Raw genomic sequence first — 26,606 nt, forward strand, 5'->3', positions numbered from 1 at the left:
AGGATATATGGCCAACACGGATAGTATGTACGATGGAAACCTAATCAGCGAACTTGGCGTAAAGCGTTATTTAAAGGGCCGCTCCGACTTACCCACCTCCAACATCAATTTTTTTGTTCGAGGAAAGGCTGCTGAAGCTGCCTGGGATAAGTGTAACTTCGGCTGTCATGGCCCCACCTACCGAAACCTGACCAAGCCATCCTCTTTCCATGAGGCCTTGCAGCCTATTGGCGGTTTTTCTCCAACACTCGCAGGCGTGATAGACGGCATTCGTCACCAAACGGTCGGGAAAGCACAGAATATCGCTGGCGGCGTAGAGCGAACCGGTGAAGGGCTTATGCTGAACGGTGACGACGCATTCCAGAGTGTAGGGGACGAAAACCTGTCCGCCTACCAGTTCGCCACGACCTGCTTTGAGAAGTTGGTCACTTTTGAAATCGACACCCTGGATAACCCTCTATCTCAAGCAGTGCTCACTATCGTTAACGAATATACGGCTGTTATTCCCGAATGGGTGCTGCGCAGTGCTTATCAAGATGGCGCTTTACTCCTGCCAGACTCCATCAACTCCGTCTCTCTGATGAAAGCGGTATCTTTGGGCATTATCAAAGATGTCGAGCAGAGCGACCTGAGTGAAGCCATTAATCTTCTCAAGAACCCCTCCAAGCGTTTTGTAGGGAAGCAAATCGGAAAGAAGCTGGCCTCAGCTATGGGAGCGGTGCTTGCTTCGAGCATTTGTAAAAAGCTATTAACGCAAGGGCCAGGCATCAATGCCACTAAACGTGACGTTGCCAAGCTTCGTGCTCACATGCGGGGGCTAAAGGGCGGCTTGGGCGGAACACTACTGACTCTTTTGCAGACGCAAGGCGTTCTGGACAAAGCAGGGAAAGCCAGTCGCCGACTCAATCAAGCCAGTCCCCGCGTGTGGCGATTGCTCCGTTTTGAGCTGAACGGTGCCAATATGGTGTATTTCCTGGTCGAACCCCTCCTCAGAGAGTATGTGGACCGGCTATCCCTGCTGGAGCGGAGACCAAAAGAGTTTGCAAAGGTAATGGCCGCATTGGTCCATGAAAAACAGACAAGAAACATTTTCTTTCCTGGGAGTGCGATATAGGCAAGTTTCCAAGCTGTGCGGGTTATCACAAACTTACAACACCACCCACAGTGAAGAAGGTGGTGTTCTCAGCGCTTCCCGTTCAGGACAGATCTGCCACTGCGGCGTCTAGCGCGGCAATATCGATCTTCTTCATTGTCATCATCGCTTCGAAGGCGCGCTGCGCCTTGGCCCGATCCTCACTCGATATCAGATCAAGCAGCCGCTGCGGCGTGATCTGCCATGCAAAGCCCCACCGGTCCTTACACCAGCCACAATCAACCTCGACGCCGCCATTGTTGATGATGGTATTCCAGTAGTGGTCCGTCTCTTCCTGGTTTTCGGTGACCACCATGAAGCTGACGGACTCATTCGGCGTAACATTCGGGCCACCGTTAAGGCCGATGAACGGCCGGCCGAGCACCGTGAATTCGACGGTCAGCTCAGTGCCTTCCTGACCGCCGGGAAAGTCACCGGGGGCGTTGTTGATCCGTTCGACAGCGCTGTCGGGAAAGGTGGCGGCATAGAACTCGGCCGCCTTGCGGGCTTCGCCGTGGTCGAACCACAGGCAAGTCACTAAGTTGGTCATATCGGCTCCTATTGTGTCAGTTATTTTCTTGCGCCCACCAGGGAGAACAGAGCCCCCTGCGGATCGATCCCTTGGACGATGAAGTCGCCACCGGGAATTTCATCGGGGCCGTGCAGAAGTTGTCCCCCGTTGTCGGCGATGGTTTTGCAGGCGACGTCGATATCGGCGCAACGGAAATAGTACTGCCACATCGGTGCGGGCATGCCCTCCGGTTTGGGCATAATGGCGCCGATCACCCCGTTGTGGCGGATAAATTCGTACGAGCCCATCGGGCCCATGTCCATCTCGCCGTCTTTGGTCCAGCCAAACGCCTTGAAGTAGAAGGCCTTGGCGGCTTCAGGGTCAGTGGTCGCCAGTTCATTCCAGGCACAGTGTCCCACACGGGGTTTGTCGGAGGCAAAAGCCAGACTGACCTCATTGCTGCTGCCCTTCATGACATAAAAGGGGGTGCCTTGCGGATCGCTGACCATGGCCAATCGGCCGACATTGGGAATATCGGTCGGGGGCATCTGCACACTGCCTCCCATCTCGGTGATGTTGGCCACCGCCTGATCGACATCGTCCACGGCGATATAGCCCAACCACACGGGCTTGGCGCCGCCCTGGAACATCTCTTCGGTCAGTTGCATTAGGCCACCGACCTCTCGCGGTTCTCCGGTGTCCTCATCCTGGACGCTGAGAATGCGGTAGTCCATAGTGGGCTGACCGCTGTCGGTTGCCTGCCAGCCCAGAATGGCACCATAAAAGGCGAGCGCCGCATTGCTGTCGGTGGTGAGCAGTTCGTACCAGATAAATTCGCCGTGTCGGTTGGGCATGGTTGTCTCCTTGGGATTATAAGATGGGTCGTTCACTGACTGGTCGATGCCCGGTCGGTGATTTCGACAGCACCTCCATAGGTATTATTGATCGACCGACCCACATAGATAGCCTAAAAATAAGTTTTCAAGTGCGACGAATGAATGTCGGGCAAGACGATCAGCCACTAAGGGCATCTTCCTGCGTTGATCGAGCGTCAATCTATTTGCCGGGGCGTACGGGGTAGGACAGACCCTCCGCGTCGAGAGCGCCTATTCAAGATCCGTGGTAGTCTTTAAAGTTCGTTGAGCGCCAAAACGTCATCGCTACGCTTTGGGGGCTATCCAGCGACCTGATACAAACAATAAAAGGCAATGGAGACTCTTGAATGAGAAAAACTAACGGTCAATCCTCACTCCTTCCCCTAACTATCTCGGCGATCCTTATGTTCTTGAGCCTGAACGCGGCGGCTGAACCCGTCGGCCAATTCGAACACCACACCGATATCGGTCCGGTGAAGCATGCTGGTGGCCTGGAATACGCACCAGACAGCCAGCAGTACGTCATCTCCGGTTCGGGTGCCAATATGTGGTCCGATCAGGATGAGCTGCACTACGCGTGGAATCAGATGGAGGGCGACTTTATTGTGCGCGCCCGAGTGGCGTTTATCGGCGAGGGGGCGGACCCACACCGAAAGGTGGGCTGGCACGTGCGCGAGGACCTGGAGCCGGACTCGGCCAACGTCCACGCCACGGTGCATGGCGATGGCCTGACGTCGCTACAGTTCCGCTCCGCCAAAGGGGCGCAGACCGAGGAATACCGTCTGAAGGTTCAAGGGCCTGAGGTGATTCAGTTGGAGCGCCGGGGCGATACATTCATCATGTCTGCGGCAAAGGTCGGGGAGCCCTTCCAGGTCACCCAGGTGTCCCATCTGGACTTTTCCGATGAGGTCTATGTGGGGCTCGCCCTGTCCGCCCACGACGCCGATGAAATCGAGAGCGCGCAGATATCCAATGTTCGTATTATCCGGCCAGCAGCGGTCGATTTTGTGCCTTATCAGGACTATATCGGCAGCAACCTCGAAGTGATGGACATGGAGACCGGGAATCGGCGTATTCTTCACCGCTCGCCGGTCTCTCTGCAGGCTCCCAACTGGACCCGCGACGGTCGATATCTGATCTACAATTCCGAGGGCCTGCTTTACAAGTACGACCTGGAAACCGGCCAGATTAGCGAACTGAACACCGGCTTTGCCGATCAGAACAACAACGATCATGTGCTGTCCTGGAGCGGTAAGGAGATTGCCATCAGCCATCACGCCGAATCCGAAGACGGGCGATCAACGATTTATACGCTGCCCCTGACCGGCAGTGATCAGCCCCGACAGATCACCCAAAAAGGCGTCGGGCATTCGTACCTGCACGGTTATTCGCCGGATGACAAGACACTGGTGTTTACCGGTCACCGAAAGGACAAGTACGACATCTATACCGTCGATATTGCCACCGGCAAGGAAACCCAGCTGACCGACACGGCAACGCTGGACGACGGCCCGGAGTACAGCCCGGATGGACAACACATCTATTTCAACTCCAATCGCACCGGCACCATGCAACTGTGGCGAATGAACGCGGACGGGTCCAATCAGGAGCAGTTGACCTTCGATCGGTACAACGACTGGTTCCCGCACGTTTCACCCGACGGTAAAAGCCTGGTGTTTCTGTCGTACCACGATGACGTGGACTCGGCTGATCACCCTTTTTACCGCCATGTTTACCTGCGCCAGATGCCAATTGAGGGCGGCGAGCCGACCATTATCGCTTACGTCTACGGTGGTCAGGGCACCATCAATGTGCCCAGTTGGTCACCGGATGGTAAGCGCATCGGGTTTATCAGCAACACCTGGCTTCCGGGCGACCAATAGGCTCGGCGGGAGATTCTATGCAACGCACTCTACTGATCATCGGCATTCTGTTGATTCTGGTCGCTCTGGCCTGGCCCTGGTTGAAACATCTGCCGCTGGGCCGGTTACCCGGCGATATTGTAATTGAGCGACCCGGCTATACCTTCTTCTTTCCCATTACCACGATGATTCTGGTGAGCCTGATCCTGTCGCTTATCGCGATGTTCTTCCGCCGTTGACCGGGCGTCAATCGACTGGTCGGAAAGTCCGGGGTTGATCGCCCTTCCCTACGGCTCGCCTACAATCAGATAGGTGTCCCGGGTAAAAGGGACGGCTTCGAATAGAATACTTGAGAAGTGCAGGGTGTCGACCCGTTTGCGTGGATCTCCCAGAACAAAGGTGGTGTTCCCAACGCGGCTCATTGCGTCTACGATGTGTTGGCTGCCACGCTTGTTGACGAAGGCCTTATCATTGTATTGGTCGACGCCCAACCAGATGCACCGCCACACCCTGCTCCAACAGCTCGCGATACTGAACCTGTCCCTTGCCGCCGGGTTCCGAGCGCGTTTGCCAGATGGTCAACTCCAGATAGTGTTCGGTGACGCGCCTGATCGCCTCCCGCAACATGACTCGAAAAACTTCGGGCCAATGGTGGGCTCAAGGGTATCGATCAGGTGATGGACCACTGCCATTGAGTGATCGATATGCCGGAGCTTACGGAAAGCCCACTGCAATTGCCGTCTATCGGGGGGACTGTTTTCAAGGCAATGCAACGCCCCCTGGATCCGCTCTACCAGTTGGGAGGAGCCGCTTTCCCGATCCGCGACCATGTCATATTTTCACGGTTATCTTGTATGCCTAAAGATTCTTCCTTACTAAACAATGGAAAGTTACCTGCCAAATTGTCGCCGCTAACCACGCTCAAGGCGTAAAGCATCGCCCTGATCTTCATGCGAAATAAACAAAGCTACGCAATATCTCAATAAGAACTAAATGTTACGTTGACGACGAGTCATTCATTTCATAACTTAATACACGAAGGATATGTCTATCTTAATCTTGGCTTACTGAAAACCGGCGGACACCTCCAGCAATATTTTCTGAGAGACATATCCAGTAAAACTGAACCCTTTAATGTCCTCCGAATTTAAGTGAACGCCAGGCTCATACCTTAAAGGATTTGAATATGAAGAAGTCAAATGAAGAGCAACGATCAGGATTCTCAGACATTTTGAATATCCAGGGCGAAGACATACCCGATATCGATGATCATCTTGACGCGCTGTTAAAGAAGGGGCTGATTTCTGAGCAAAAGATTTTGGATGGCGCCTCGGATAAAACGTTTGGCAAAAGACAACCCTACGCAACCACAAAAGTTAGAATCGAGTTCGAGAGGGAGTCTGACCTGAGAAAGTGTGTTCGGCTTTTGCGTTGGTCGGACGAACGATTGCTGGCCATGGGATCTACCATAGCGTGGGCATGGGCAATGACTGTAAGAGAGGGGATGACAATCAGGTTTGCTGTAAACTGGTATGACAAGGATTTCTTTGAACGCCGAAAAGATGCCTTTAGGGATAGTAACCACCTTTCCTATTTCAGGATGTTCGGTAAAGGAACAAACGATATGGATATTTACACTGAAGTATTGGGATGCTGATCAGGGACTGGAAAGTATTCATCAATTAAAAATATCGCAACCCAACGTTTAATTGGCAGAAATTGAAATTCTGATAATTTCTGCCAATTCTCCCCCGGTATTGAGCGCGTCACCGTTTACGGCGAGCCCGGCAAGACCGATAGTCGTTGGCAGTGCTGGGAACCCGCCTGGAAAACCCGCAGCAGTAGCGGCTCCACCAACCTGAACGTTGATCTGCACCGGGCCTTCGGCCTGTGGACCGAGTTGATGTTGTTCAGCATCGCCTTCACGGGCTTTTCTCAGACCCTGTACCGGTAAGCGCATCGGGTTTATCAGCAACACCTGGCTTCCGGGCGACCAATAGGCTCGGCGGGAGGTCCTATGCAACGCACTCTACTGGTCAGGAAGTCCGGGGCGATCAGAGCTGAGGCGCCACCCACTGAACGATGTCGTTACTCAAGTCATTCAGGCACCTCTGCGTGGCTGAGCAGATTGTGTAGGGGGTCCCCAGATCCAGCACACTGCTACTGGGCGTCAGCTCGTTCAAGGACGCGATAGCACAGCTGTGGGTTGCGGTAACCACGCTGTTGGGCTCCGTGGCGTGAATAAGTGCCGCCGTTACCTTGACCGCCGGCAGGTTGGAGCTGGAGTGCATACCGAAGGTGAACTCTTCGCTACCCAGCGCCAGACCTATGATATCGATGGCCAGCACGGGGGTATCGCCACTCTTGATTTTGTCGGCGGTGCTTACCGCCTGCATTGCCAGGCCCCGCTTTTCGGCGCGCTCAAGGATTTTGCTCACCAGGCTTTCCTCGATTTCACAGGGCAGCTCCTGATCGTAGTTGTAGCCCTCGACGTTAAAGCCCAGGTTTTCGTTCAGGTATACCTGGGCCGAACGCTCGTCGGCCGAAACGACGGTGGCCAGAGAACCCAGCAACACCAGCGCAAAAAGATTCAACGGTTTCATGGTCAGACTCCTCCCATCGGGGTGATTGGTGCCGGCCCCTGCGCCGGTCGCCATACTTCCAATATAGAGCCGCCGGGCCGGTTTGCACTGACCGCAGCCAAACGATTCACTGACTTTTCGCTTACCTTCAAAACCGCCTTTAAAAAGAGTCACTTACAAACCCGGCACGGATGCGCCCAAGTTGCCGGTTCTCAAGTGCGTCGGGCAAAATAAGGCTACACTGATTTACCGAACACCCACTGGTAAGCGCTGTCTCCGCCCGATAACCGGCCAGATGCCCATGACCCATAACGATAATGACTCATTCACTCTCGACCAGGTGCGTGTACACCCATCGCGCAATGAGCTTGAGGCCCATGGCCGGACGCTGCGGCTCCAGCCCAAGGTGATGGAGGTACTGCACTATCTGGCCCTCCATTCAGAACGCGTGGTACCCAAAGAAGAGCTGGTGGAGCAGGTGTGGGCCGGTCGGGTGGTCACGCACGGCTCGGTGCAAAAGAGCATCAACCTGCTGCGCAAGGCGCTGACAGAGCTGTTGGGGGAACGGGAGATCGTCACCCACTACTCCAAAAAGGGGTATCAGCTCCGGGTTCAACCGGTGTTCGAACAGGCAGGCGCCCTACACCGCGGCGAGAGCCCACCACAACCACGCCCTCGTCGGCGTTGGCAGCCGACGCTGCTGGGCGCCGTGGTACTGGCGATACTGGGGGGCCTTTACCTGGCCACGCAACACACCGGGCTGAGGCTCGACAAGCATCACCGTACCGCCTTTGCCGGGGCGCAGCCCCTTATTGCTGAAATGGGCCATGAGACGGCCCCCGAGCCACATCCGGATGGACAGCACCTGGCCTATATTCGGGTGTTGCCGGTGGCAAGCGGCGAGATCCGCGACTATCACTTACTGGTGTGCGACGCCGATGGAGAGGACTGGCGCCTTGCCAGCAGCGCCGGCCCGTGGCTTGAACTGGGCTGGTCGCCGAGCGGGGAAAGCCTGTTGGCCATTGAGCTGATTGACGACGAGAGTCAACCACTGAGCTTCTTCGGCCAGACGCCGCAACTTTACAATCTGCACATCTTCCGGCTCGACCTGAAGCGCCGCCGCGTGCTTGAAAAGCATCGCCTCAGTCAATGGCAGGGCCACCTCGGCAGCGCCACCTGGTGGGATGAGACCACCATTGAGCTGGTGGGACGCCAGGGCGACACCGCCCTCAATCAGCGTTACCACTATTCCCTGACCGCCCAACGGCTGGATGCCGCCCCCTCTGCGGACTTTCTGGGTAACCCGCTCATCAGCCGGGTGCATGAGAGTAAAGTCGCCGTAGCGAGCCAGCATAACGATCAGATACGGATTGACTTGCTCGGGGCGGATGGCAAGCGCGACGCGAACCATGCCTTCGACTACAACCGTGTGGAAATGAGCTGGACGCCGGACGGCAGTGGCGTGCTGCTATATGCGCCGGACGAACAGGCACTGACCCTGCTCTATCGCGATGGCGAAATCCGCCCCATTGAGCGCGAGGACAAGGTCAATGTCCGTTTGACGCACCATCGGTATCGGGCCGATGGCGAGGCTATCATCTATGCTCAGTCCCGCCCACAGAGGACCCTGTGGCAGCTCAGACTCGATGGCACGCGCCGGCAGATTGCCGACCCGGAACAGCTCAATTACGCCGCGCGCTTTTCACCGGCCGGAGACAAGTTTGTGTACGCTTCAGTACGCGACCAACAGACTCAGTTATGGCTGGTGACGGACAACGGTGAGCGGCGGATTCCCGGCCCGGAAATCGACGATGATATCAAGAGCATCAACTGGACCAATGAGGGCGAACAGGTCCTCTACAAGGCGGGGACCAACCTCTACTCCTATGGTCTGAGCGAACAGCGCAGCACCGTTCTGCTCGGCGATGCCGGCGATCTGGAACCGCTATCGCTCACCCCCGAGGGGGATCAGTTGATGGCGTTGCGTTCAAACGGTGAGGCCAGAAATCTCTGGCGCATCAACCTGGAAAACGGGAATGAACAACAACTGACGTTTGGCGCCATCGGCTCGGCGGTCCAACACCGCGGCGATATTTACTTCAACTACGTGGGCCAGCGCAGCCTCTGGGTACTGCGCGATGGCCAGAGCCCGCAGCGGCTTTCCAACGCTCTTGAACAGAACGCCAAGCTGCTCGGCGTTACGGAAGGCGGTGTGCTCTATGTCACCGGCGGCCACTGCCGGGAGTCCGACATCTTCCACCTGGATGTCGACGAGGAGCAAACATCCGTCTACCTATCCCGCGCGCAACAACCGATGTCCACCGAATCGGTTCACCCCGAGCAAGGTGTTTTGTACAGCCATTGCGAGCTGCCCGAGTCGGATATATGGATGTTATCGGACGGGGTGGATTGACCTTTAAGCAGCGCTGCCGCGCTCTATAACCCTTGGACACTCCACGTCTATACCGCTAAGCTTACCGAATTGTCGTGATGATCAGGAGCATACCGGGGGTGTCGTGTTTTCACTAAGGCGTAAGGGCGATTATCGCCTGCAGTTTACACGTGCTTTGAAGCGACCAGGGAAGTACGGGGTCGAGCTCTATCTTTTTACGCCCTATGAAGGCCGATTTTCGGAGTGGACGCTGTCTGAGCAGCAATTCTTTTTCAAAGCGCTGGAGCATCGCTTTCGTCTTCTTGGGCACCCTGACAGTAGTCGGGCGGGAAAGTCTGACAGCTCGTTTACCCTGCTCTCACCACACTATGAAATTCAATATGGTTCCTGGCTATTCCAGTATCGAGCATCGATAGACCACCTGCGCCAACAGATTCTGAACGCGGAGCTTGCGGACGAGCCCGTAAAGCGCGCACTCAGATTGATCCAGAACTTCGCCCGGCGGCTACGAAAGTCCAACCCGGAGCAGGATAGCCATCATCGTTACTTTCGACTGGTGGACGTATATTTCTCCTGGCACGCGGAACAGTTCCTGCTCGAGTGTATGGCCATGGAGGGGTTCTCGGCACTCGATCATGATCTGAAGCAGTCCATTGGGGAATTTCTGGAGCAGGAGTACCGCTACCGGCGGGAGATGAAGTACGAGCCGGATTTCCGTGGCAGCCCAACCCGCCTATGGAACCGGATGAGTCTGTACTTGCGATTACTGGAGTTCCCGGTCGTGCTGCGCTCCAAGGTGAGCGAGTTGGGTTCCGGAACGCGGAAGTTGGTCAAAGCCGTGACGACGATGCTCGTCATGTCGCTGTTCACCTACTTTCTGTTCAATACCCGCGCCAACAGTCAGCAACTGTCCCTGGCACTGCTTCTTGCCATTGCGCTGACCTACGCGCTTCGGGACTTGCTGCGCGATGACATGATAACGCGCCTCACCGGCTGGTTGCGCAAGGGGCGGCCACGCTGGAAAATTCGCTTGCTGATGCCCTACACCAACAAGCAGCTCGCCTTGCAGAATGTATGGTTGGACTATCGTAAACGGCCCAACTTGCCGCAATCGGTTCTGGACGCTACGAGCACATGGGCGGCCAATGAAGAGCGCCAGATCATCTGCTTCCGTTCAATGTTGAACCTGGATAAAGCCGCGCTGGTTGAGAACCAGATTCAGGAACGCCTCAGCCTGGACTGCGAGGCGCTCTGCTCATTGATCCAGGCGACCCGAAACAAAGTGTTCACCTGGGTGGACAAGGATGATCCAGCCTCCGGCGTTGAGGCGCATCCGATCGATAAGCAGCACGATTACGATCTTTTGCTGGTGACTACGGAACTCAGCCAGGGCTATTCCGCCGCTCAGCGGTGGCGTCTTCGTCTTGGAACGTCCGGCATCGTCAAGTGCGAGACCAGGAAGGTCGACTGGCCCAGTCCGGAGGAGCAGGAACCAAGGGGGATGATGAGAAGGCTGAGGAACCGTTTTCGAAAGCGCTGATTGAGCGCCCACCTACTGGCCGGGAAGTCCGGGATTGGTAGCCCTTCCCTACGGCTCGCCTTCAATCAGATAGGTATCCCGGGTAAAAGGGACAGCTTCGAATAGAATACTTGAGAAATCCAGGGTGTCGACCCGTTTGCGTGGATCCCCCAGAACAAAGGTGGTGTTCCCAGCGCTACCCATCGAGTCCACGATGTGTTGGCTGCCACGCTTGTTGACGAAGGCCTTATCATTGTATTGATCGACGCCCAACCAGGCGGCGTCCATGGAAGCGGCGAGTTTCGCCACTTGATGGTCCTCAATCAGATGCACCGCCACGCCCTGCTCCAGCAGCTCACGATACTGGACCTGTCCCTCGCCGCCGGGTTCCGAGCGCGTTTGCCAGATGGTCACCCCCCGATACTGTGCGGTCACGCGCTTGATTGCCTCCCGCAACATGCCGCTGCGACTATGCACCAGGACGTGGCTGTTATCCCAGTTACGTATTTCAATCAGACGAGCGGCCACCCGGCGGGGAAGATCGGCCCACCGCCGCTCATAGTCACGCGACGACTCGAAAAACCCCGGGCCAATGGCGGGCTCAAGAGCATCGAGCAGGTGGTGGACCACCGCCATTGAGCGATCGATATGCCGGAGTTTACGGAAAGCCCACTGCAATTGCCGTCTATCGGGGGGACTGTTTTCAAGGCAATGCAACGCCCCCTGGATCCGCTCTACCAGTTGGGAGGAGCCGCTTTCCCGATCCGCGACGATGTCGATGATCTCCTGCTCGAACATGATGGTCCCCGCTCTCAATGATGTTGCACATGCCATCAAGCGAGTATAGATCCTTCTGCGCGGATAGATGTGCCACAAAGCTTGGCTAAGCGCCACCGATGCCTGACGCTGACAACAGCCTGAGATTTTTTACTTGAATAACGGACCGATCGGTTCTATTATCCTCGCATTGGAGACATTATGTTCAAAACTGGTTCCGCAGGTCGTGGTCGACCGATGCAATTCAACCCCGAACAGGCCTTGCAGAAAGCCATGCTGCTGTTTTGGGCTCGGGGCTATGAAGCCACCTCGACCGCTCAATTGATGGCTGCCATGGGGTTGTCCAAAAGCAGCCTCTACCAGACTTTCGGCTCTAAAGACGCACTGTTCAACCTGTGCCTGGATCGCTATGGCGAGATGACCGCAGGTTACATGCGCGAGGCTCTGGCGCAGGCCGAGTCGCCAAAACAGTTCTTGCTGGATCTGGTTGAGGCGACCGCCGGTTATCACAGCGATGAGGACCCGAATGGTTGCCTGCTGGTTAACAGCGCCTGCGAGCTGGGCATCGACAACGCCGTCGCTGGCCCGATGTTGCTCAAGCGCCGGGACAAAGCCATGGCGATTTTGCAACAGGCCTGCCGGGCGATGGCGGAAAACGGCGAGTTGCCCGATGGGCGGGAACCGGATTCGGTAGCCAATCAGATTTTCGCGCTGATGTGCGGCTTGAAGGTAATGGAAAGAATGCGTTTTGAGCCACAGCAGCGGCGGGACTGCCTGCAAATGATGGAAGCACTGCTTAATTAAACTGTCACGATGAAAAAGGAGATTTTAATGAAAGATCACGCGCTAATTCAAACGGTTGAAAAACTGATAGATGCAGGATGTCATTATCGAATTGAAGATCTGGAAAGCCTTTACTCCCCTGATTTCACAGTACACATCCTTCAAGAAGACTCATCGCTACTGAGCTTCGACTACGAGCAGTGCCTGGACCTCTTCCGCTCTTTACGCGATTCTGAAGCTCCACCCTTAGATACAACGGCGAACTTCCATTCTGCTGAGGTTCAGGGTGGAGTTGGTTTTGTCATGGTCACAAGGGCAATGAACCTTCTTGGGGACGGTTCCAAGAAGATCGTTTTCAACCTGACCCTGAAAGAGACAGAAAAAGGATGGCAAGTATCCAGGGAGCATGCCGTGGTTATCGGCGACGCCTAACGCACCCACTCTGGAAGAGGCGCCCTGGTTACTGGCGCCAACCGCAGTATCGGTCCGGCCCTGGCCAAGCAATGCCACTTATTTACTGAGCATATCGAGCCTTAGAAGACGTGATAACAAGGGAAAATCAGGTGAACTTTCATGAAAAATATTGTAAAAGCGATATTGGCAAACACTGCACTCATTGCCTTCAGCTGTTTGGCAGACTCAGATTATCAATGCGTTGAAAGTGAAGAATTTAATGCTATTTCGTTTGAAAATTCTGTTTTGTCCGTAGATAAATTACACTCTTCCTTAGTTGAGAAATCTCCTGATAAACGCCGGTCAGGTGATGACAGACGCAGCCAGTATGAGGACATATATAGAAAATGCTACCTCAATACTAGAAACGGGAAAAGCATAAAAAACCTATCCGACCAACACCTTCACATGCTTTACAGCTCTCTAGAGATTATATTCTTCTATACGCAATCAAGGACCGTTCTGAATGATTTAAGAAAAACAATCTTTGAAAAAGAAAGGCGTGGGGATAATATAGAGAAGTTAATTGTTAACTTGCACAGTGGGTATATTGATGCGCGCGAATTCGAAAAGGCGGAGAACCTTGAAACTCAGTATCCGAACTTGACCTTTAAGAAAGTGCCACCAGTAGATATCTCAAAGATTAACAAAAACAACTTGCTAGCTATCAGTGAAGATAATAAATCCTTAGTAGCAGAGCCATTCACATTCCCCAAAGGCGGACACGTAATTGTTATTGGGTCCCCACAATGCAATCCATCCAATAGATTTTTTAGCTGGCTAAAAGATTCACCAGAATTTCTTTCCGTTCTAAAGTCTCATGCGACTTTTATAAGTCCAGTTGGTCGAGGCCTGAATGTTGAGGTCGTATCTGATTTTAATCGGTCGAACCCAGTGGAATTGAAGTTTACGTACAGAGAAAAGGAGTGGCCAGAGATAAGGAGTTGGGCAACCCCTTCCTTTCATTTCTATAAAAATGGGGAGCTTGTCACATTTTTTAAAGGCTGGCCCCCCGAGAATAGTGAGGAGCTGCTTAGGGACGAGCTGGAATCCGTTGGTCTGAGTGTGGATTAGTTTTGTATCACCCTTAACCGGGCAATTCATTTTAAGGAAATTCTGATAAATCGCGACACGGCTTATTGCAAACGGTTGGCAAAGCGCTCTACCGCGTCTACCACCTGTTTGGCGCCTTCCTGAATTTCCACAATCACGGCGCCGGCCTGGTTCGCCAGATCCAGACCCTGTTCGGCCTCCTCCCGGGAGCTGAACATCTGGCGCTTGACCTCATCTGAGAGCGTCTGGTTTTGCTCAACGACGCTCACGATCTCTTCCGTGGCGTTGCTGGTGCGAGCCGCCAACTGCCGTACCTCGTCGGCCACCACGGCGAACCCACGCCCCTGTTCACCGGCCCTGGCGGCTTCAATAGCGGCGTTCAACGCCAACAGGTTGGTCTGCTCCGCGATGCCGCCGATGGTTTGAACGATGGCGTTGATTTGCAGGGACTGTTTGCCCAGCGCCTCAATGCTTTCGGTCGCCGCCTGCATTTGTGCGGCGATCTGTTGCATGGTTTCGACGGTCTGTTTGACAACGGTCGTGCCTCTTTGGGCGCTCACATCGGTCTCCTGTGAAACGTCATAGGCAACGCTTGCGCCCTCTCGCACCTGGGCTTCCCGTTCCACCTCGTCAGTGACCATACTGGCAAATTTCACGACCTTTGAGAGGTTGCCCTCGGCGTCATAAACCGGATTGTAGGTGGCTTCAAGCCACACCTCGGCGCCGCGGCTGTCGATCCGCTTAAAGCGATCCGCGACGTACTGCCCGCTATTAAGCTTTTCCCAGAACGCAACGTATTCGGGCGAGTCAGCCTCCTCTGGCGTACAGAATATCCGGTGGTGCTGGCCAACGATTTGCTCAAGCCGGTAGCCCATGGCCTGCAGAAATTGCTCGTTTGCGGTGATAATGATGCCATCCAGGTTGAACTGGATGACGGCGGTCGAGCGGATCAACGCATCAATGAAAGCCTCGCTTTCTTTTGCACCTTCCACGGATTTGGTGACGTCGCGGGCATAGCCTTGTACGTAGGCAAGCTTACCGTCCGCCCCTCGCACCGGAAACCAGTGAACGTTCAACCAGACCAGTGTGCCACCGTCGCCCCGCAGGTAGCGGTAGTCGTCGCTGACGGGCTCGAACCTGGCGACGGCCTGATTAAAGTTCCGGAAACAGGCCAGCTTTGGCACATAGGGCGGCACAATCTCCGACATCGGCCGCCCCAGCAACTGATCTTTCCGGTAGCCGAGCGTATCGGCAAAGCCCTGGTTTACGGCCGAGATGCAGAAGTCCGCATCCAGCGTGATGGACAGCATGCCCCGGTCCATCTGCTCGGTCAGTTGTCGCAGCATTGCCAACTCTGTGCGCTGCGCTTCGAATTCCTGTTTCAGGCGGCGATTGAACATCAGGGAGCTCCATTTGACGGTAGTCTCATGCTATCGGCAAGCCAACGTGGCTCTTGAGTCCATAAACAAAGGCAACCGTCTTGGGGTATTGCCCATCCGGAACAACACTTGTAATATTTTGGTTTTCCTTTCCCGCTAAAAGGTATTAGTCCAATGCGTCATTGATGCCGCCGTCCTCAAGACGGCCAGTCTCCACCAGCCCCCAGTCGCCGGGGGAGTTCTTGGCATCCATGGAATATCGCATGACGACGACCTATCTCACACTGAAAGGTGTCTCTCAGGTTCTGCCGGACGGCAGAACGCTATTCGCCGACCTGAATGAAACCTTCGATATGCAGTCGACCGGGCTGGTAGGCCGCAATGGCGTCGGCAAAACGGTCCTGGCGCGCATTCTGGCGGGGCAGCTACAGCCAAGCGCCGGAGCCTGCCTGCGCTCCGGCCTGGTGCATTATCTGGCCCAACAAGTGACCTGCCCGGTGGGCGCCACCGTGGGCGACCTGGCGGGCGTTCAGCCTGCGCTGGATGCGCTGGCGCGCATTGAGTCGGGCAGCACGGCACCGGAGGATTTCGATGCCGTGAGCGAGCGCTGGGATATTCGCCAACGGCTGCACCATGAACTTGAGCGCAGTGGCCTTGGCCACCTTGAACCAACCACCCCTGCCCGTTTACTCAGCGGTGGGGAGACCATGCGCGTCGCTCTGATTGGCGCCCTGCTCTCGGACGCCGACTTTCTGATTCTCGATGAACCCAGCAACCACCTCGACCGACCAAACCGACAGGCCCTGATCGAACAACTCGGGCGCTGGCCGCGTGGCTTGATCGTGATCAGCCACGACCGGCAACTGCTGGACGCCATGGAGCGCATCATCGAACTGACCCCGCAGGGACTGCACCGCTACGGAGGCAATTACACCTTCTATGCCGAACGAAAAGCGGAAGAGAGACAGAACGCCCTGGATCAGCTTAATCAGCGCAAGCTTGAACGCCAACGCGAGGAGCGCGCGATGCGCCAGCAGCGGGAACGTCAGGAACGGCGACGGGCCCGCGGCAATCGCCAGGGCAAGGAGTCCAATCAGGCCAAAATTCTGCTGGACCGCCAGAAGGAGCGCAGCGAACACTCCACCGGAGCCTTACACCAGAAACACGCCTCTGCTCGAGCCGAACTGAACCAGCAGGTACGCGAGGCGGCGCAGCGGATCAATCATGAAGCCGAGATCACCCTGCATGCCATCCCCGTCTGGCAGGCGCCAAAACGTCGGGTGGCGGAACTGGAGGCCGTGGCGCTGCCTTTTGTCGAAGGCCCGACACGCACCATCAGCCTGACCCTGAGTGGGCAGCAGCGCATCGGCGTGGTCGGCCCGAACGGCTGTGGGAAGTCGACACTGCTCCGCGCGCTCGCGGGCCAGCTCAAGCCTGTGGCTGGCATCTGCAAAGTAACGCCGCACTGTGCCTATCTTGATCAGCGGCTGGGTAACCTTGACCCTGAGAAAACGGTGCTTGAGCAGTTACAACAGGCGAACCGCACCACCCCCGAAGGAGACTTACGGATGCGGCTGGCACAACTGGGCCTGGACGCACCCAAAGTCGAGATGCCGAGCGGAAGGCTCAGCGGGGGCGAGCGCCTGAAAGGCTCACTGGCGTGCATCCTCTACGCCGACCCACCTCCCGAGCTGTTGCTGTTGGATGAACCGAACAACCACCTCGACCTGCCATCCACCGAGGCCCTGGAAGCCATGTTGCGTCAGTACCCGGGGACATTGCTGGTGGTGTCACACGACGACCGGTTTTTGAGTAACCTCGGACTGACCGGCTGGCTGGTGGCTACCAAAAAAGGTTGGCATCTGGAGTCATTCTGATGATCAGGCTGTCGATTCTGTAACCCCCCCAACCGACCAACTGAACAGGAGTAGGGAGATTCGGGCCCCAACCCCCGGATTTTCTGCTTTATTTCAGCAACGGGTCTCTTTACCGGACCCCCAGTTCAACTTTTGGAGGATTAATATGTCAGCCAACACCGGCACTGTACGACTGCACCGCGTTCTGCGCGCGCCCGCCGAGCGGGTTTACAACGCCTTTACCCGCAAAGACGGCCTGGAATACTGGCTGCCGCCTTACGGCTTTACCGGCACGGTTCATGAGATCGACGCCAAGGTGGGTGGCGGCTACAAGATGTCATTTACCAACTTCGGGACCGGCAGCAGCCACTCGTTTACCGTCGAATATGTGGAGCTGGTGCCCAATGAGCGCATTCGGCATACCGACCGCTTTGATGATGAGAGCCTGCCCGGGGAGATGATGGTGACCGTTGACCTGAAAGCGGTCTCTTGCGGCACCGAGATTCACATTGTTCAGGAGGGCATCCCCTCGGTGATTCCGGAGGAGATGTGCTATCTGGGGTGGCAGGAATCGCTGGAACAGCTGGCCAAGCTGGTGGAGCCGGAGATTCCCGATAACGGTTGATGGAACGACCGGCGCACGCTGTCAGATCGCTGACGGCCTGCGCCGATACGCCAACCGTGGTCAAGCGTCGCTGAAGCGACGCCCCACCCCGACCAGCAGACACGCCAGGGCGGCATAGACGCCCAGCAGGCCCACCGCATTAAACCGAACTCTCAGAGGCCCCAACGCCGGCACATCCAGAAACGGGTATGGGTACCAGCCATGGGTCAACCCCAGCAGCATGACGACGAGCAAGTAGGCTGTCGGGTAACAAACCCACCAGATCACCTGTCGATAACGCAACGCCCGCTTGGGGACACAAAACCACCAGTACAGCAGGAACGCAACGGGAATCACGTCGTGCAACAGGCTGTCCACCACCCACCATAACCCCTCGAGGTTCCGCAGGTCGCGCAGTACCAGTGTGTACACCAGTGCCACCATGACGAGAGCGGCGGCTACGAGTGTTGCGAAACCGGGACACGCCAGCACCTTCAGACGGGTCCGACGCAACACGGCCAATGGGAGCAGTGGCGCGGTGGCGGCCAGCCCGGCGGCCGCCAGGGTCAGAACCGTGAAGTAACCGAAACTACCCAACACGCCCGCCACCACAGACGTGTCCGCCCTGGCGGCGTCCGCCCCGACCAGACCCAGCCTCAGCGCCAGGGTCGTCCAGATTAACGCGGCCAGGGCGTGAAGCCAGGGGCGCGCCTTTTCAGAAAGCCGTATCGGCTCAAACGTATCAGTCATGCAGTGGCTCGTGGGTGTCGATTGTCGTTCGCTGGGGTCAGTGTAGTTCACCGACTCATACGGCGCTCCGCTCAATACGGGCCCGGTTGAAACCTGCTAACCGGACAGAGGGGTTATTCCACAACAGTCTTAGTTCCGGCCTCGGGAATCGCCTATTCTTGGGGTACCGGACAGCCCTTTCTGTTCGGTCAAAGGAGGTGACTTATGCGTACCCATGCAGGTGTCTGGATTGATCACCGCAATGCGATTGTGGTGATACTGGCCGACGGCAAGCCGTCTACCACAAACATCGCGTCCCTGACCGAGAAACCGGCGAGAACGTCCGGCGGTTCTCATCAGCGGGAGCCCTGGGCGCACCAAGCGGTGGTCGCCGAAGATCACCGGGACCGGGAGTACCGGCATGCGCTCACCCGTTTTTACGAGGCCGTTGGCAAAGTGATCGCTCGCGCCGATGACCTGTATCTGATGGGGTCGGGGGAGGCCCGAAAAGAGCTGCTGAACTATCTGAAAGAACACGACCGGTTTACCGGCCGGGTCAGGGAGTCCAAGCCCGCTCAGGCGATGACGGAAGCGGAAGTTGTTGCGGAGACCTGTCGCTTTTACCACTTGCCGATGCAGGCAGCGAGCTGAGTCGGCCCGATTGAGCGCGGGGTGGCTGGAACTCCCTTTCCAGCGGTCAATCAACTACTGCACAATCTGATCGCGCAGCTCCCCATCGGGAAAGGCGTCACTGTGCACGTTCACATAGTGACCGTCGTCGAGCATGATGCCGATCAGTTCGTCGGTGAGCGCCGTTTCGGTGGGCACCTGATAGCCGTTTTCCGTCGCGTCGAGCGCCAGAACCACGTCCCCGTTTTCACCGGCCGGGGCCTGGTGAATGTGGGCGGCGTTGCTGTCTATGTTGCTCGTGATGAAGGCGCCACGGAGACTGCCGTTGACGGTCTGCAGGGTGAAGGCCCCTTCGCCGGATGCCATGGTCTCTACCGGTGGTACTTCGTTGTCACCGGAGAGCATCAGCGGGAACATGACGTGGTCCGTGGTCAATACCTGCCCGCGGATTTCACCACCGGGGTTGGCGGGGGTGTGGACGTTCACGTAGTGACCGGCATCCATGAATTCGGCCAAGGTCGCTTCATCCAGAGCGGTATCGGCCGGCAAGCGCCAGGTGTCGGTATCGTCCTGCTCGAGTCCGACCACGACATCACCATTGGTACCGGCAATACCGGCGTGGATATGGGCGGCCGAGGCCGTATCCAGATTGCGGGTGTTGACCACCAACATCAGGTCACCGGAGTCGCTGTTCAACAGGGCGTAGCCATCACCCTCGGCTTCGGTGGTGACCGACGGGACTTCCTGCGCGCCGCTCAGAGCGAAGGCGAGCACATCCCAGGCTCCCGGGGTAATCTGCCCGCGAATCTCTCCATTCGGAAACGCATCGGAGTGCATGTTGACGTAGTGGCCACCGGAGAGCAGCAATTCCTGGGTGTCCGGATCCAGGGCGGTATTCTCCGGTGTCTGCCAGAGCCCCTCGGCATCCATATTCTCTTCCAGGCCAATCACCACATCGCCATTTTCGCCGATACCCGCCTGATGAATATGGGCGGCGTTGGTGTCCATGTTCATGGACCAGGCGTTCAGACGCAGACCACCCGAGTCAGTATTGAGCGTGGCGTAACCGAGGCCGCTGGCGCTTGAGTCCACGCGGGGCACTTCCTGCCCCGGGGACAGGTCGAACAGCACCAGCGCGTAATCGTCTGGCAGAATCTGCCCGCGAATCTCGCCACCGGGATTGGCGTCGGTGTGCACGTTAACGTACAGGTTGGCCATCTCCAGTGCCGAGACTTCATCCGTTCCCAGGATGGTATTGTCCGGCAGTTGCCACAGCCCTTCGGTGTCGGCACTTTCTTCGAGCCCGACGATGACGTCGCCGTTGGTGCCTGCTTCGGCATGGTGGATGTGCGCGGCGGTCGCCGCCAGATCCCACGCCCAGGCGTTGAGCGTCAAGGCACCATTACTGCTGTCGTACAACAGGTAGCCCTGCCCATAAGCCTCCGTCTGTACCGCTGGCACTTCCTGCTCACCGGATAAACCAAACACATGCACCGACTGTGTATCGGTCACAATCTGGCCGCGCAGTTCACCGTCCGGATAGCTGTCGGTGTGTACATTGACGTACCAGTTGCCCGCGAGCAGCGCCTCGTGCTCCTCCTGGGTGATGTCTTCACCTTCTATCTCCCAGACGCCATCTTCATCCGCGTCGGAAAATCCGAAGGCGACTGGCCCGTTGGTCCCGACCTCGCCCGCATGGATATGAGCGCCGCTCACTTCCGCAACCTCGGTCAGGTCAACTTCGCCCATGACCATCATATCGGTTTCGTTGATGGTGACGGTGGCCATAGCGGACTGTTCGGTCTCCACCATGGGCACTTCCTGCCGTCCCTCGAGAGGCACATTGTAGCTTTGGAGCTCGGGTTCCGGTTCGGGGGAATCAGGGATAGGGTCATCGTCATCGCTGCCGCAGCCGGCGAGACCGGCCACCGCAGCGAGCACCAGAAAATGCGTCGTCGTCAGCCAATGATTGGACTTGGTGGTTAACATATCTGAAATTCCTTCGCTTTTTGACTTATGGGTTTTGCGACTCTTCAGCATTCTGTCCGCCGAGACTGTCAGCCGCCGTCGAAGAGCTTGTTGCGAAACGCAACCGGACCAGAAGCGTCCGTTTTTCACTCATTCACCACAGGCGTACTCCGAACGGCGGCTGACAGATCATTTACAGGGGAAATCGACTGGAAGGGTTTTCGATATTGTGACTTGGTGCACAACATTGAGAGAAGCCGCTCCGGATTAAATCACCGGACGATGGTCGATTAGTGATGCTGCAGATGGCGGGGGTTTCGACAGGTCTTGCGGTGCGGGAGACACTTCAATGAGACCGGGAGAAATCCTTTTCTCCCGGGTATACGAAGTCAATCGCTTAGCGGTTCAGGTATTCCATCAACCACTGCATGGCCGGGCGCTGTTGACCATCACTGGTCATCAGGCCGGTGCCTTCGCGCCAGGTGGCGCCCACGATATACCCCCACAGGGTAATACCAACCACATTGGGATGGTTGTAGAAGATCGGGAAGTGCGTCTGCATATACTCAAGCTGCAACTGGTCGTTGGACTCCTGAATGTCGTACTCGGAGATGTACAGCGGCAGACCCAGCTCAGAAATCTGATCCAGCTTGGCTTCAATTTCCGGACCGGTCCAGACGCGCGGGTTGTACAGGCCGTGGGCCTGAAGACCCAGCGCATCCACATAACCGGAGTTCACGGCCGGGCGGATCATATCGATGATCGCGTCGGTGTCCCAGGTCATGAAGTTGAAGTCGTTATAGATCAGAACCGCGTTCGGGCAGTGCTCACGGGCAAGGCGGAACGATTCGGTGATCCAGTCGCTGCCAAAGGCGCTCTCGGCGTAGTTGGCCGGTGCGTGCGAGGGCAGCGCTTCGTTCACCACGTCGATCATTTCGGTATCGGGGTAGCGGTCACAGTAGTCGCTGATCCACTCTTCGATTTCCGCGCGTTGTTCCGCCGGGCTCAGGCTATCAATCCAGCCGGGACGCTGACTGCCCCACACCAGTACGTGAGCTTTGACCGGAATGCCGTTGGCGCGAGCAAAATCATAGATGGCATCGAGTGGACCCCAGTTGTACTGATCGCGCGTGCCTTCGACTGAGCCCCACTTGCCTTCGTTTTCCGGGGTGATCTGATCCCAGTACTGCATGAAGTCGGAGCGGACCTGGCCGTTGGTGGTGATGTTGCCGACGTGGAACGGCGGGAAATCCGGGTTACCCGGGTTCGGGTCGCTGCTGCTTGAGCTTGACGAGCTGCTGGAGCTGGAGGACGAACTGCTGCCATCAAACGGATTGCCGAAACCGATGGAGCCATTGCAGTGCAGCATTTCCGAATAGGAACCCGCGCCGCATTCGCCGTCCCAGGCGCCGGTGTTGTCCTGTTGATCTTCCGCCTGGTAGGTGACGCCGTTGACGATCACGTAATCCACTTGCACGTCACGATCGCCTTCATCATTGGTGAAGGCCACACGTAGCTCACCAGTGGCGTTGGTGCTCACGCTGTAATCCAGCATGCCGACACTCAGCGTCCAGGTTTCGATCGTCTGGCCACCAATTTCCAGGCTGACACTTTCGTCGCCGGTCACGCCACTCATGCGCACGGTCACGCTGTTGTCACCGCCGGAATCAGAGCTGCTGGAACTGCTTGAACTACTGGAGCTGTCGGAGCTGGAGCTGCTGCTCGAGCCATCGCCCCCTTCCACATCAAGGGAAGCCAACTCCGCAATGCTGCCACCGTTGGCGCAGAAACCGAAGCCGGTGCTGTTACCCGCCTGAATGGTGGCGTTATGAGCGGCGGGGGTCACCGAGGTGCCGCTCAGGTTGCCGTTCCAGAGGTTGTCGATGCTGCTGCCGTTGAGGTCCAGGCCGACGGTCCAGTCCGTGATTGCACTACCGCCATTATTGTCGATGGTGACGCTGGCACAATAGCCCGAGCCCCATTGATTATCGACGTTCAGGGTGGCCTCGGCGGAGCCGGAGGTGATGGCCTGCGCTGCCTGGGCGGACATGAACAGCGCCGCCGCCAACATCAGCTGCTTGCGTAGTAGGTTTGTCATTTTCGAACTCCTGTTTCAAGTCATTATTGGCATGTGGAGTGTTGCAAATGAATGCAATGAAACGCCTGATGATCGACGGAAGTTCGACTCAACAACAACTTAAGTGAATAGCGCAGACTGTTGATTATTAGAACGGGTTATCAAGCGCTATTGGGTACCGCCGATCCGTAGGCGTCCTCTGGAGTTAACTACCGCGCCCACATATTGTCAATTTGAACTTAAGTGGTTGGCGCCTGTTGCTTTTATTGTTTCCCCGGTTTGTGTGACACATCACGAATTCCGCCAATTTCCCCCCTCGCACTGCCCAATAAGTCACAGTTACGACTATTGACATACTTGTATACATGTCTTACTTTAAGACTTAGAGATCGGATGACTATAAGTTGGCCGATCTCACTTCGCCCTCCCACATTCCGGGTGAAATGAATAATGCGCCAATTTTCATAACGATAAGCCAGCTTGGAGATTGTTCATCATGAAAACCCCAACTTTCCGCCTCAGCAAACTGGGTTTGCTGGGCCTTGCCATCGGTACCGCCAGTTTTACCCAGGCGCAGGATGCCAATGAAGAAGCCACCCCTGCCGCCAGCGGCCTCGAAGAGGTTGTGGTGACCGGCTACCGCGGATCGCTGCTCAACTCAACCAATGCCAAACGGGATTCCAACGGTTTCTCGGATGTGATTTTTGCCGATGACATCGGCAACATGCCCAGCCAGAACCTGGCTGAGTCCCTGGCCCGAATTCCCGGTGTGAAAATCAACCGTGAAGTGACCGGTGAAGGCCAGCAGATTTCCGTGCGGGGCCTGGGCCCGAGCTTTACCAAGATTGCCCTCAACGGCAATGCCATGGCAGTGGCCTCTACCGGTAGCCTGACCTCCGGTGACCGAAATCGCGAAGTGGATCTGGACCTGTTCCCCACCGAGCTGTTCAGTAGCCTGGCGGTGTCCAAAACCGCAACCGCCGGCCAGCTCGAAGGCGGGGTATCCGGTTATGTGAACATGCGCACGGCGCGCCCTTCCGACTTTGACGGCCAGCATTTCAGTTACTCCCTGGAAGGGGCCTACAGCGAGCTTAGTGAAGACGTCAGCCCCAAGTATTCCTTCATGTACAGCAACTCCAACGAGCAGTTTGGCGTGCTGTTTGGTCTGGCCGGTGAGCAGAAGAGCTCCCGAGTGGATGGCTATGAAGCGGTTGCGCTCTACACCGACGGCTGTGTGGCCGAGTGGAGCAATCCCGAGCGCACCAACTCGGCCTGTGTCGAAGGCAGTGAAGGCTTCAACCACTTTTTCTGGAGCCCTGAAGCCACGGCGGATTACGCGGCGGCCAAAGACGGCGTGGAAGTTGGCGACCCGGTCGATCCGGTGGCCACCTCCGGCCTGGACGCTGAAACACTGGATACCGCTCTACTACCCTATCTGGGCCGCCCCATGACCTCAGTAGGGGACCGCGACCGGATGACTGGTCTGCTCTCGCTGGAGTTCCGCCCCAATGACGATATGGAGTTCGTACTGGACACCATGTACGCTCAGGCGGACCGCGATTTTACCCGGACCGAAGCCATGCTCTGGGGACGGCGTAACTATCTGCACCAGGGCGCGGCCATCATTCCCGAAGATGTGACCGTCGAAAATGGCTATGTGACCGACGCCACTTTCTATAATGCGCATATCTGGGTGGGCTCACGCCAGTACGTGGAAGACCTGAACTTCGTCAGCTTCATGCCCAGCATGGCCTGGCAGATCAGCGATGACTTCAAGGCCGATATCTCGGCAAGCTACACCAAGTCCGAATTCGATCGCGATGAGCCCTATGTGTTGTACATGTCGCCCGGCGCAACCATGCAGTACACGGTCAACGGCACCGTTCCCTCATTCAGCTTCAGCGAAGACCCAGCCAGCCCGGACATTGGCTGGACTTGGCAGCAGGAGTTCGACCAGAACGAAGACGGCGTAATTCAGGACAATGAAAAGTTCGGTGACCGGTTCCGCATCCAGCGCAATACCCGAGTGACCGAAACCAACGGCTTCCACGCCGATTTCGCCTGGGGCGAGGATGCCAATATCAACGGTTTCAAGTTCGGCCTGGCGTGGGATGAAAACTCCAGCGACATGAACGCCTTCGGCGGCACCACCGATTTTCAGGACAACAATGTCGACGGCTCCGATGCGGACGAAAACTTCGCCGACTATCTCGGGCCTTCATTGGTGAATGATCTGGGCAGCAGTATCAGCGGTTACAACGGCTATTCCGGTATCGCCCAGGTGGACTGGAACCGGATCAAGCAGGCCACCAACTACAATGACTATGAGCCGGAGCAACTCGCCGGTGACCAGTTCGGACAGACCGTGGGCAACATCAGCGAGGAAGTATTAGGGCTGTACATTGAAGGCAACCTCGAGCAGGAAATCAGCGGGCGCCCCCTGCGGATCAACGCGGGCACCCGCTGGGTGGATACCAAGCAGAACGTCAGTACGATGGAGAGCGAGACCAACGAGGATTACAGCAAGATCCTGCCCTCCTTCAGCATGGTGTACGACCTGCGGGATGACATCAAGCTGCGGATGAGCGGTTCGCGCAGCCTGACCCGAGCCAATCCCTCCGACATGTTCCCCAATTCCGCCTGGGGTAGTTCGGGTGTGGACTCCGTCAATGCGGGCAATCCCAACCTGTCTCCGTTCGAAGCCACCAATTTCGATCTCGGCGGTGAGTGGTACTTTGATCAGGGTGGCTACGTCGGCTTCACCCACTTCATCAAGGAAGTGACCGGCTTCACCCAATCCGACAGCATTAACGTCGACTGGTTGGACCTGCCCAGCTACGGCATGGACATCAACAACATCGGTGAAGACCGTGAGCAGGCCCTGGCCGAATGTGGCGGGCCCGAAGCGTGCACCGTGGTGGTGAACACCAGCAGTAACGTGAACGGTTCGACCACGTTGTCGGGGTACGAAGCCATGTGGGTCATGCCTCTGGACTTCATTGTGGAAGGCCTCGGGTTCGACACCAGCGCCACTCACATCACCCAGGACGCGAGCGACGAAGATGCCATCGTGACCGGTATTTCCGACTGGACCTACAACTTCACCGGTTACTACGAAACCGACCGTCTGCAGGCGCGCCTGACCTATTATCATCAGGACGGCTCAGTTGCGGGTTACACCCAAGGGCTGGAAATCATTTCCATGGACCGCTCCCAGGTGGACTTCTCTGGCAGCTACCGTCTGCCGGTAATGGAGGATCAAAACCTGACCTTGACCTTCGATGCCTACAATCTGACCGATGAACCGGTGGGCAGCTGGCACGAAGTCAAAGGTATTGCCTTCAACGCCTTCTACCCGGGCGCCACCTATACCTTTGGTATCCGCGGTTCTTTTTAATGCGGCGCAATGCGTAAACCTCCTGCC

At 56.7% G+C, this 26,606-nt stretch carries 21 protein-coding genes and 3 pseudogenes; 13 read left to right on the plus strand and 11 right to left on the minus strand.

The features are described 5' to 3' along the window. Positions 1-7 precede the first annotated feature (7 nt). Complete coding sequence (locus OOT55_RS09715) at positions 8-1,114, plus strand: cellulose-binding protein (RefSeq protein WP_265365682.1); 1,107 nt, start codon at positions 8-10, stop codon at positions 1,112-1,114. An 82-nt stretch (positions 1,115-1,196) separates the two neighbouring features. On the opposite strand, the gene OOT55_RS09720 is transcribed toward OOT55_RS09715, so the two are convergent. Continuing rightward, positions 1,197-1,682 (minus strand): VOC family protein, encoded by a 486-nt coding sequence (locus OOT55_RS09720; RefSeq protein ID WP_265365683.1) that lies wholly within the window; start codon positions 1,680-1,682, stop codon positions 1,197-1,199. 20 nt (positions 1,683-1,702) lie between these two features. Further along, positions 1,703-2,497, minus strand: coding sequence for a VOC family protein (locus OOT55_RS09725; protein WP_265365684.1), 795 nt, complete (start codon positions 2,495-2,497; stop codon positions 1,703-1,705). 425 nt (positions 2,498-2,922) lie between these two features. Between OOT55_RS09725 and OOT55_RS09730 the strand changes: the two genes are divergently transcribed. Both OOT55_RS09730 and OOT55_RS09735 read left to right on the plus strand, forming a co-directional pair. Beyond that, positions 2,923-4,401: a TolB family protein gene (locus tag OOT55_RS09730; RefSeq protein WP_265365685.1), complete on the plus strand. Its 1,479-nt coding sequence runs from the start codon at positions 2,923-2,925 to the stop codon at positions 4,399-4,401. Positions 4,402-4,418: 17 nt separating this feature from the next. Next, positions 4,419-4,619 (plus strand): DUF2905 domain-containing protein, encoded by a 201-nt coding sequence (locus OOT55_RS09735; protein ID WP_265365686.1) that lies wholly within the window; start codon positions 4,419-4,421, stop codon positions 4,617-4,619. Between the two features lie 229 nt (positions 4,620-4,848). Here OOT55_RS09735 and OOT55_RS09740 read toward each other — a convergent pair whose 3' ends face one another. Then, positions 4,849-5,007 (minus strand): hypothetical protein, encoded by a 159-nt coding sequence (locus OOT55_RS09740; protein ID WP_265365687.1) that lies wholly within the window; start codon positions 5,005-5,007, stop codon positions 4,849-4,851. 559 nt (positions 5,008-5,566) lie between these two features. Between OOT55_RS09740 and OOT55_RS09745 the strand changes: the two genes are divergently transcribed. Further along, positions 5,567-6,037 (plus strand): hypothetical protein, encoded by a 471-nt coding sequence (locus OOT55_RS09745; protein WP_265365688.1) that lies wholly within the window; start codon positions 5,567-5,569, stop codon positions 6,035-6,037. A 48-nt stretch (positions 6,038-6,085) separates the two neighbouring features. Here the strand turns inward: OOT55_RS09745 and OOT55_RS09750 are convergent, their stop codons facing one another. Both OOT55_RS09750 and OOT55_RS09755 read right to left on the minus strand, forming a co-directional pair. Further along, positions 6,086-6,358, minus strand: a complete 273-nt coding sequence (locus OOT55_RS09750) for a hypothetical protein (protein WP_265365689.1) — start codon at positions 6,356-6,358, stop codon at positions 6,086-6,088. A 76-nt stretch (positions 6,359-6,434) separates the two neighbouring features. Continuing rightward, positions 6,435-6,983 carry a hypothetical protein gene (locus tag OOT55_RS09755; protein WP_265365690.1) on the minus strand — a complete coding sequence of 183 codons (549 nt, stop codon included), beginning with the start codon at positions 6,981-6,983 and terminating at the stop codon, positions 6,435-6,437. Positions 6,984-7,263: 280 nt separating this feature from the next. Here OOT55_RS09755 and OOT55_RS09760 point away from each other — a divergent pair, with 280 nt between their 5' ends. Together OOT55_RS09760 and OOT55_RS09765 are read left to right on the plus strand one after the other, a co-directional pair. Beyond that, positions 7,264-9,375, plus strand: a complete 2,112-nt coding sequence (locus OOT55_RS09760; protein WP_265365691.1) for a winged helix-turn-helix domain-containing protein — start codon at positions 7,264-7,266, stop codon at positions 9,373-9,375. A 154-nt stretch (positions 9,376-9,529) separates the two neighbouring features. Further along, positions 9,530-10,894: a hypothetical protein gene (locus OOT55_RS09765; protein ID WP_265365692.1), complete on the plus strand. Its 1,365-nt coding sequence runs from the start codon at positions 9,530-9,532 to the stop codon at positions 10,892-10,894. 48 nt (positions 10,895-10,942) lie between these two features. Here OOT55_RS09765 and OOT55_RS09770 read toward each other — a convergent pair whose 3' ends face one another. Continuing rightward, on the minus strand, positions 10,943-11,671 hold the full coding sequence (locus OOT55_RS09770) for a hypothetical protein (protein ID WP_265365693.1): 729 nt from the start codon (positions 11,669-11,671) through the stop codon (positions 10,943-10,945). 180 nt (positions 11,672-11,851) lie between these two features. Here OOT55_RS09770 and OOT55_RS09775 point away from each other — a divergent pair, with 180 nt between their 5' ends. The 3 genes from OOT55_RS09775 (at position 11,852) to OOT55_RS09785 (ending at position 13,960) form a co-directional block, all read left to right on the plus strand. Further along, positions 11,852-12,454 (plus strand): TetR/AcrR family transcriptional regulator, encoded by a 603-nt coding sequence (locus tag OOT55_RS09775; RefSeq protein WP_265365694.1) that lies wholly within the window; start codon positions 11,852-11,854, stop codon positions 12,452-12,454. Positions 12,455-12,481: 27 nt separating this feature from the next. Further along, positions 12,482-12,865, plus strand: a complete 384-nt coding sequence (locus tag OOT55_RS09780; RefSeq protein WP_265365695.1) for a hypothetical protein — start codon at positions 12,482-12,484, stop codon at positions 12,863-12,865. A 141-nt stretch (positions 12,866-13,006) separates the two neighbouring features. Then, positions 13,007-13,960, plus strand: a complete 954-nt coding sequence (locus tag OOT55_RS09785) for a hypothetical protein (RefSeq protein ID WP_265365696.1) — start codon at positions 13,007-13,009, stop codon at positions 13,958-13,960. A 137-nt stretch (positions 13,961-14,097) separates the two neighbouring features. Here the strand turns inward: OOT55_RS09785 and OOT55_RS09790 are convergent. Beyond that, a pseudogene (locus OOT55_RS09790) lies at positions 14,098-15,339 on the minus strand (methyl-accepting chemotaxis protein); the annotation flags it as partial. Between the two features lie 242 nt (positions 15,340-15,581). On the opposite strand from OOT55_RS09790, the gene OOT55_RS09795 reads away from it, so the two are divergent. Together OOT55_RS09795 and OOT55_RS09800 are read left to right on the plus strand one after the other, a co-directional pair. After that, positions 15,582-17,195: an ABC-F family ATP-binding cassette domain-containing protein gene (locus tag OOT55_RS09795; protein ID WP_265365698.1), complete on the plus strand. Its 1,614-nt coding sequence runs from the start codon at positions 15,582-15,584 to the stop codon at positions 17,193-17,195. 145 nt (positions 17,196-17,340) lie between these two features. Continuing rightward, positions 17,341-17,799 carry an SRPBCC family protein gene (locus OOT55_RS09800; protein ID WP_265365699.1) on the plus strand — a complete coding sequence of 153 codons (459 nt, stop codon included), beginning with the start codon at positions 17,341-17,343 and terminating at the stop codon, positions 17,797-17,799. Between the two features lie 60 nt (positions 17,800-17,859). On the opposite strand, the gene OOT55_RS09805 is transcribed toward OOT55_RS09800, so the two are convergent. Beyond that, positions 17,860-18,528, minus strand: coding sequence for a Pr6Pr family membrane protein (locus OOT55_RS09805; RefSeq protein ID WP_265365700.1), 669 nt, complete (start codon positions 18,526-18,528; stop codon positions 17,860-17,862). 204 nt (positions 18,529-18,732) lie between these two features. Here OOT55_RS09805 and OOT55_RS09810 point away from each other — a divergent pair, with 204 nt between their 5' ends. Further along, the gene (locus OOT55_RS09810) at positions 18,733-19,158 is read left to right on the plus strand and encodes a hypothetical protein (protein WP_265365701.1); all 426 of its coding nucleotides are present in this window, start codon (positions 18,733-18,735) and stop codon (positions 19,156-19,158) included. 54 nt (positions 19,159-19,212) lie between these two features. Here the strand turns inward: OOT55_RS09810 and OOT55_RS09815 are convergent, their stop codons facing one another. The 3 genes and pseudogenes from OOT55_RS09815 to OOT55_RS09825 all read right to left on the minus strand — a co-directional run. Beyond that, the gene (locus OOT55_RS09815) at positions 19,213-21,126 is read right to left on the minus strand and encodes a CHRD domain-containing protein (RefSeq protein WP_265365702.1); all 1,914 of its coding nucleotides are present in this window, start codon (positions 21,124-21,126) and stop codon (positions 19,213-19,215) included. 376 nt (positions 21,127-21,502) lie between these two features. Then, positions 21,503-22,831 (minus strand): annotated as a pseudogene (locus OOT55_RS09820) (endo-1,4-beta-xylanase); the annotation flags it as partial. 21 nt (positions 22,832-22,852) lie between these two features. Further along, positions 22,853-23,203 (minus strand): annotated as a pseudogene (locus tag OOT55_RS09825) (cellulose binding domain-containing protein); the annotation flags it as partial. A gap of 475 nt (positions 23,204-23,678) precedes the next feature. On the opposite strand from OOT55_RS09825, the gene OOT55_RS09830 reads away from it, so the two are divergent. Next, a complete protein-coding gene (locus OOT55_RS09830; protein WP_265365703.1) occupies positions 23,679-26,579 on the plus strand; it encodes a TonB-dependent receptor in 2,901 nt (966 codons plus the stop codon). Positions 26,580-26,606 lie beyond the last annotated feature (27 nt).

The sequence above is a fragment of the Marinimicrobium sp. C6131 genome, from assembly GCF_026153455.1.
GTDB lineage: Bacteria > Pseudomonadota > Gammaproteobacteria > Pseudomonadales > Cellvibrionaceae > Marinimicrobium.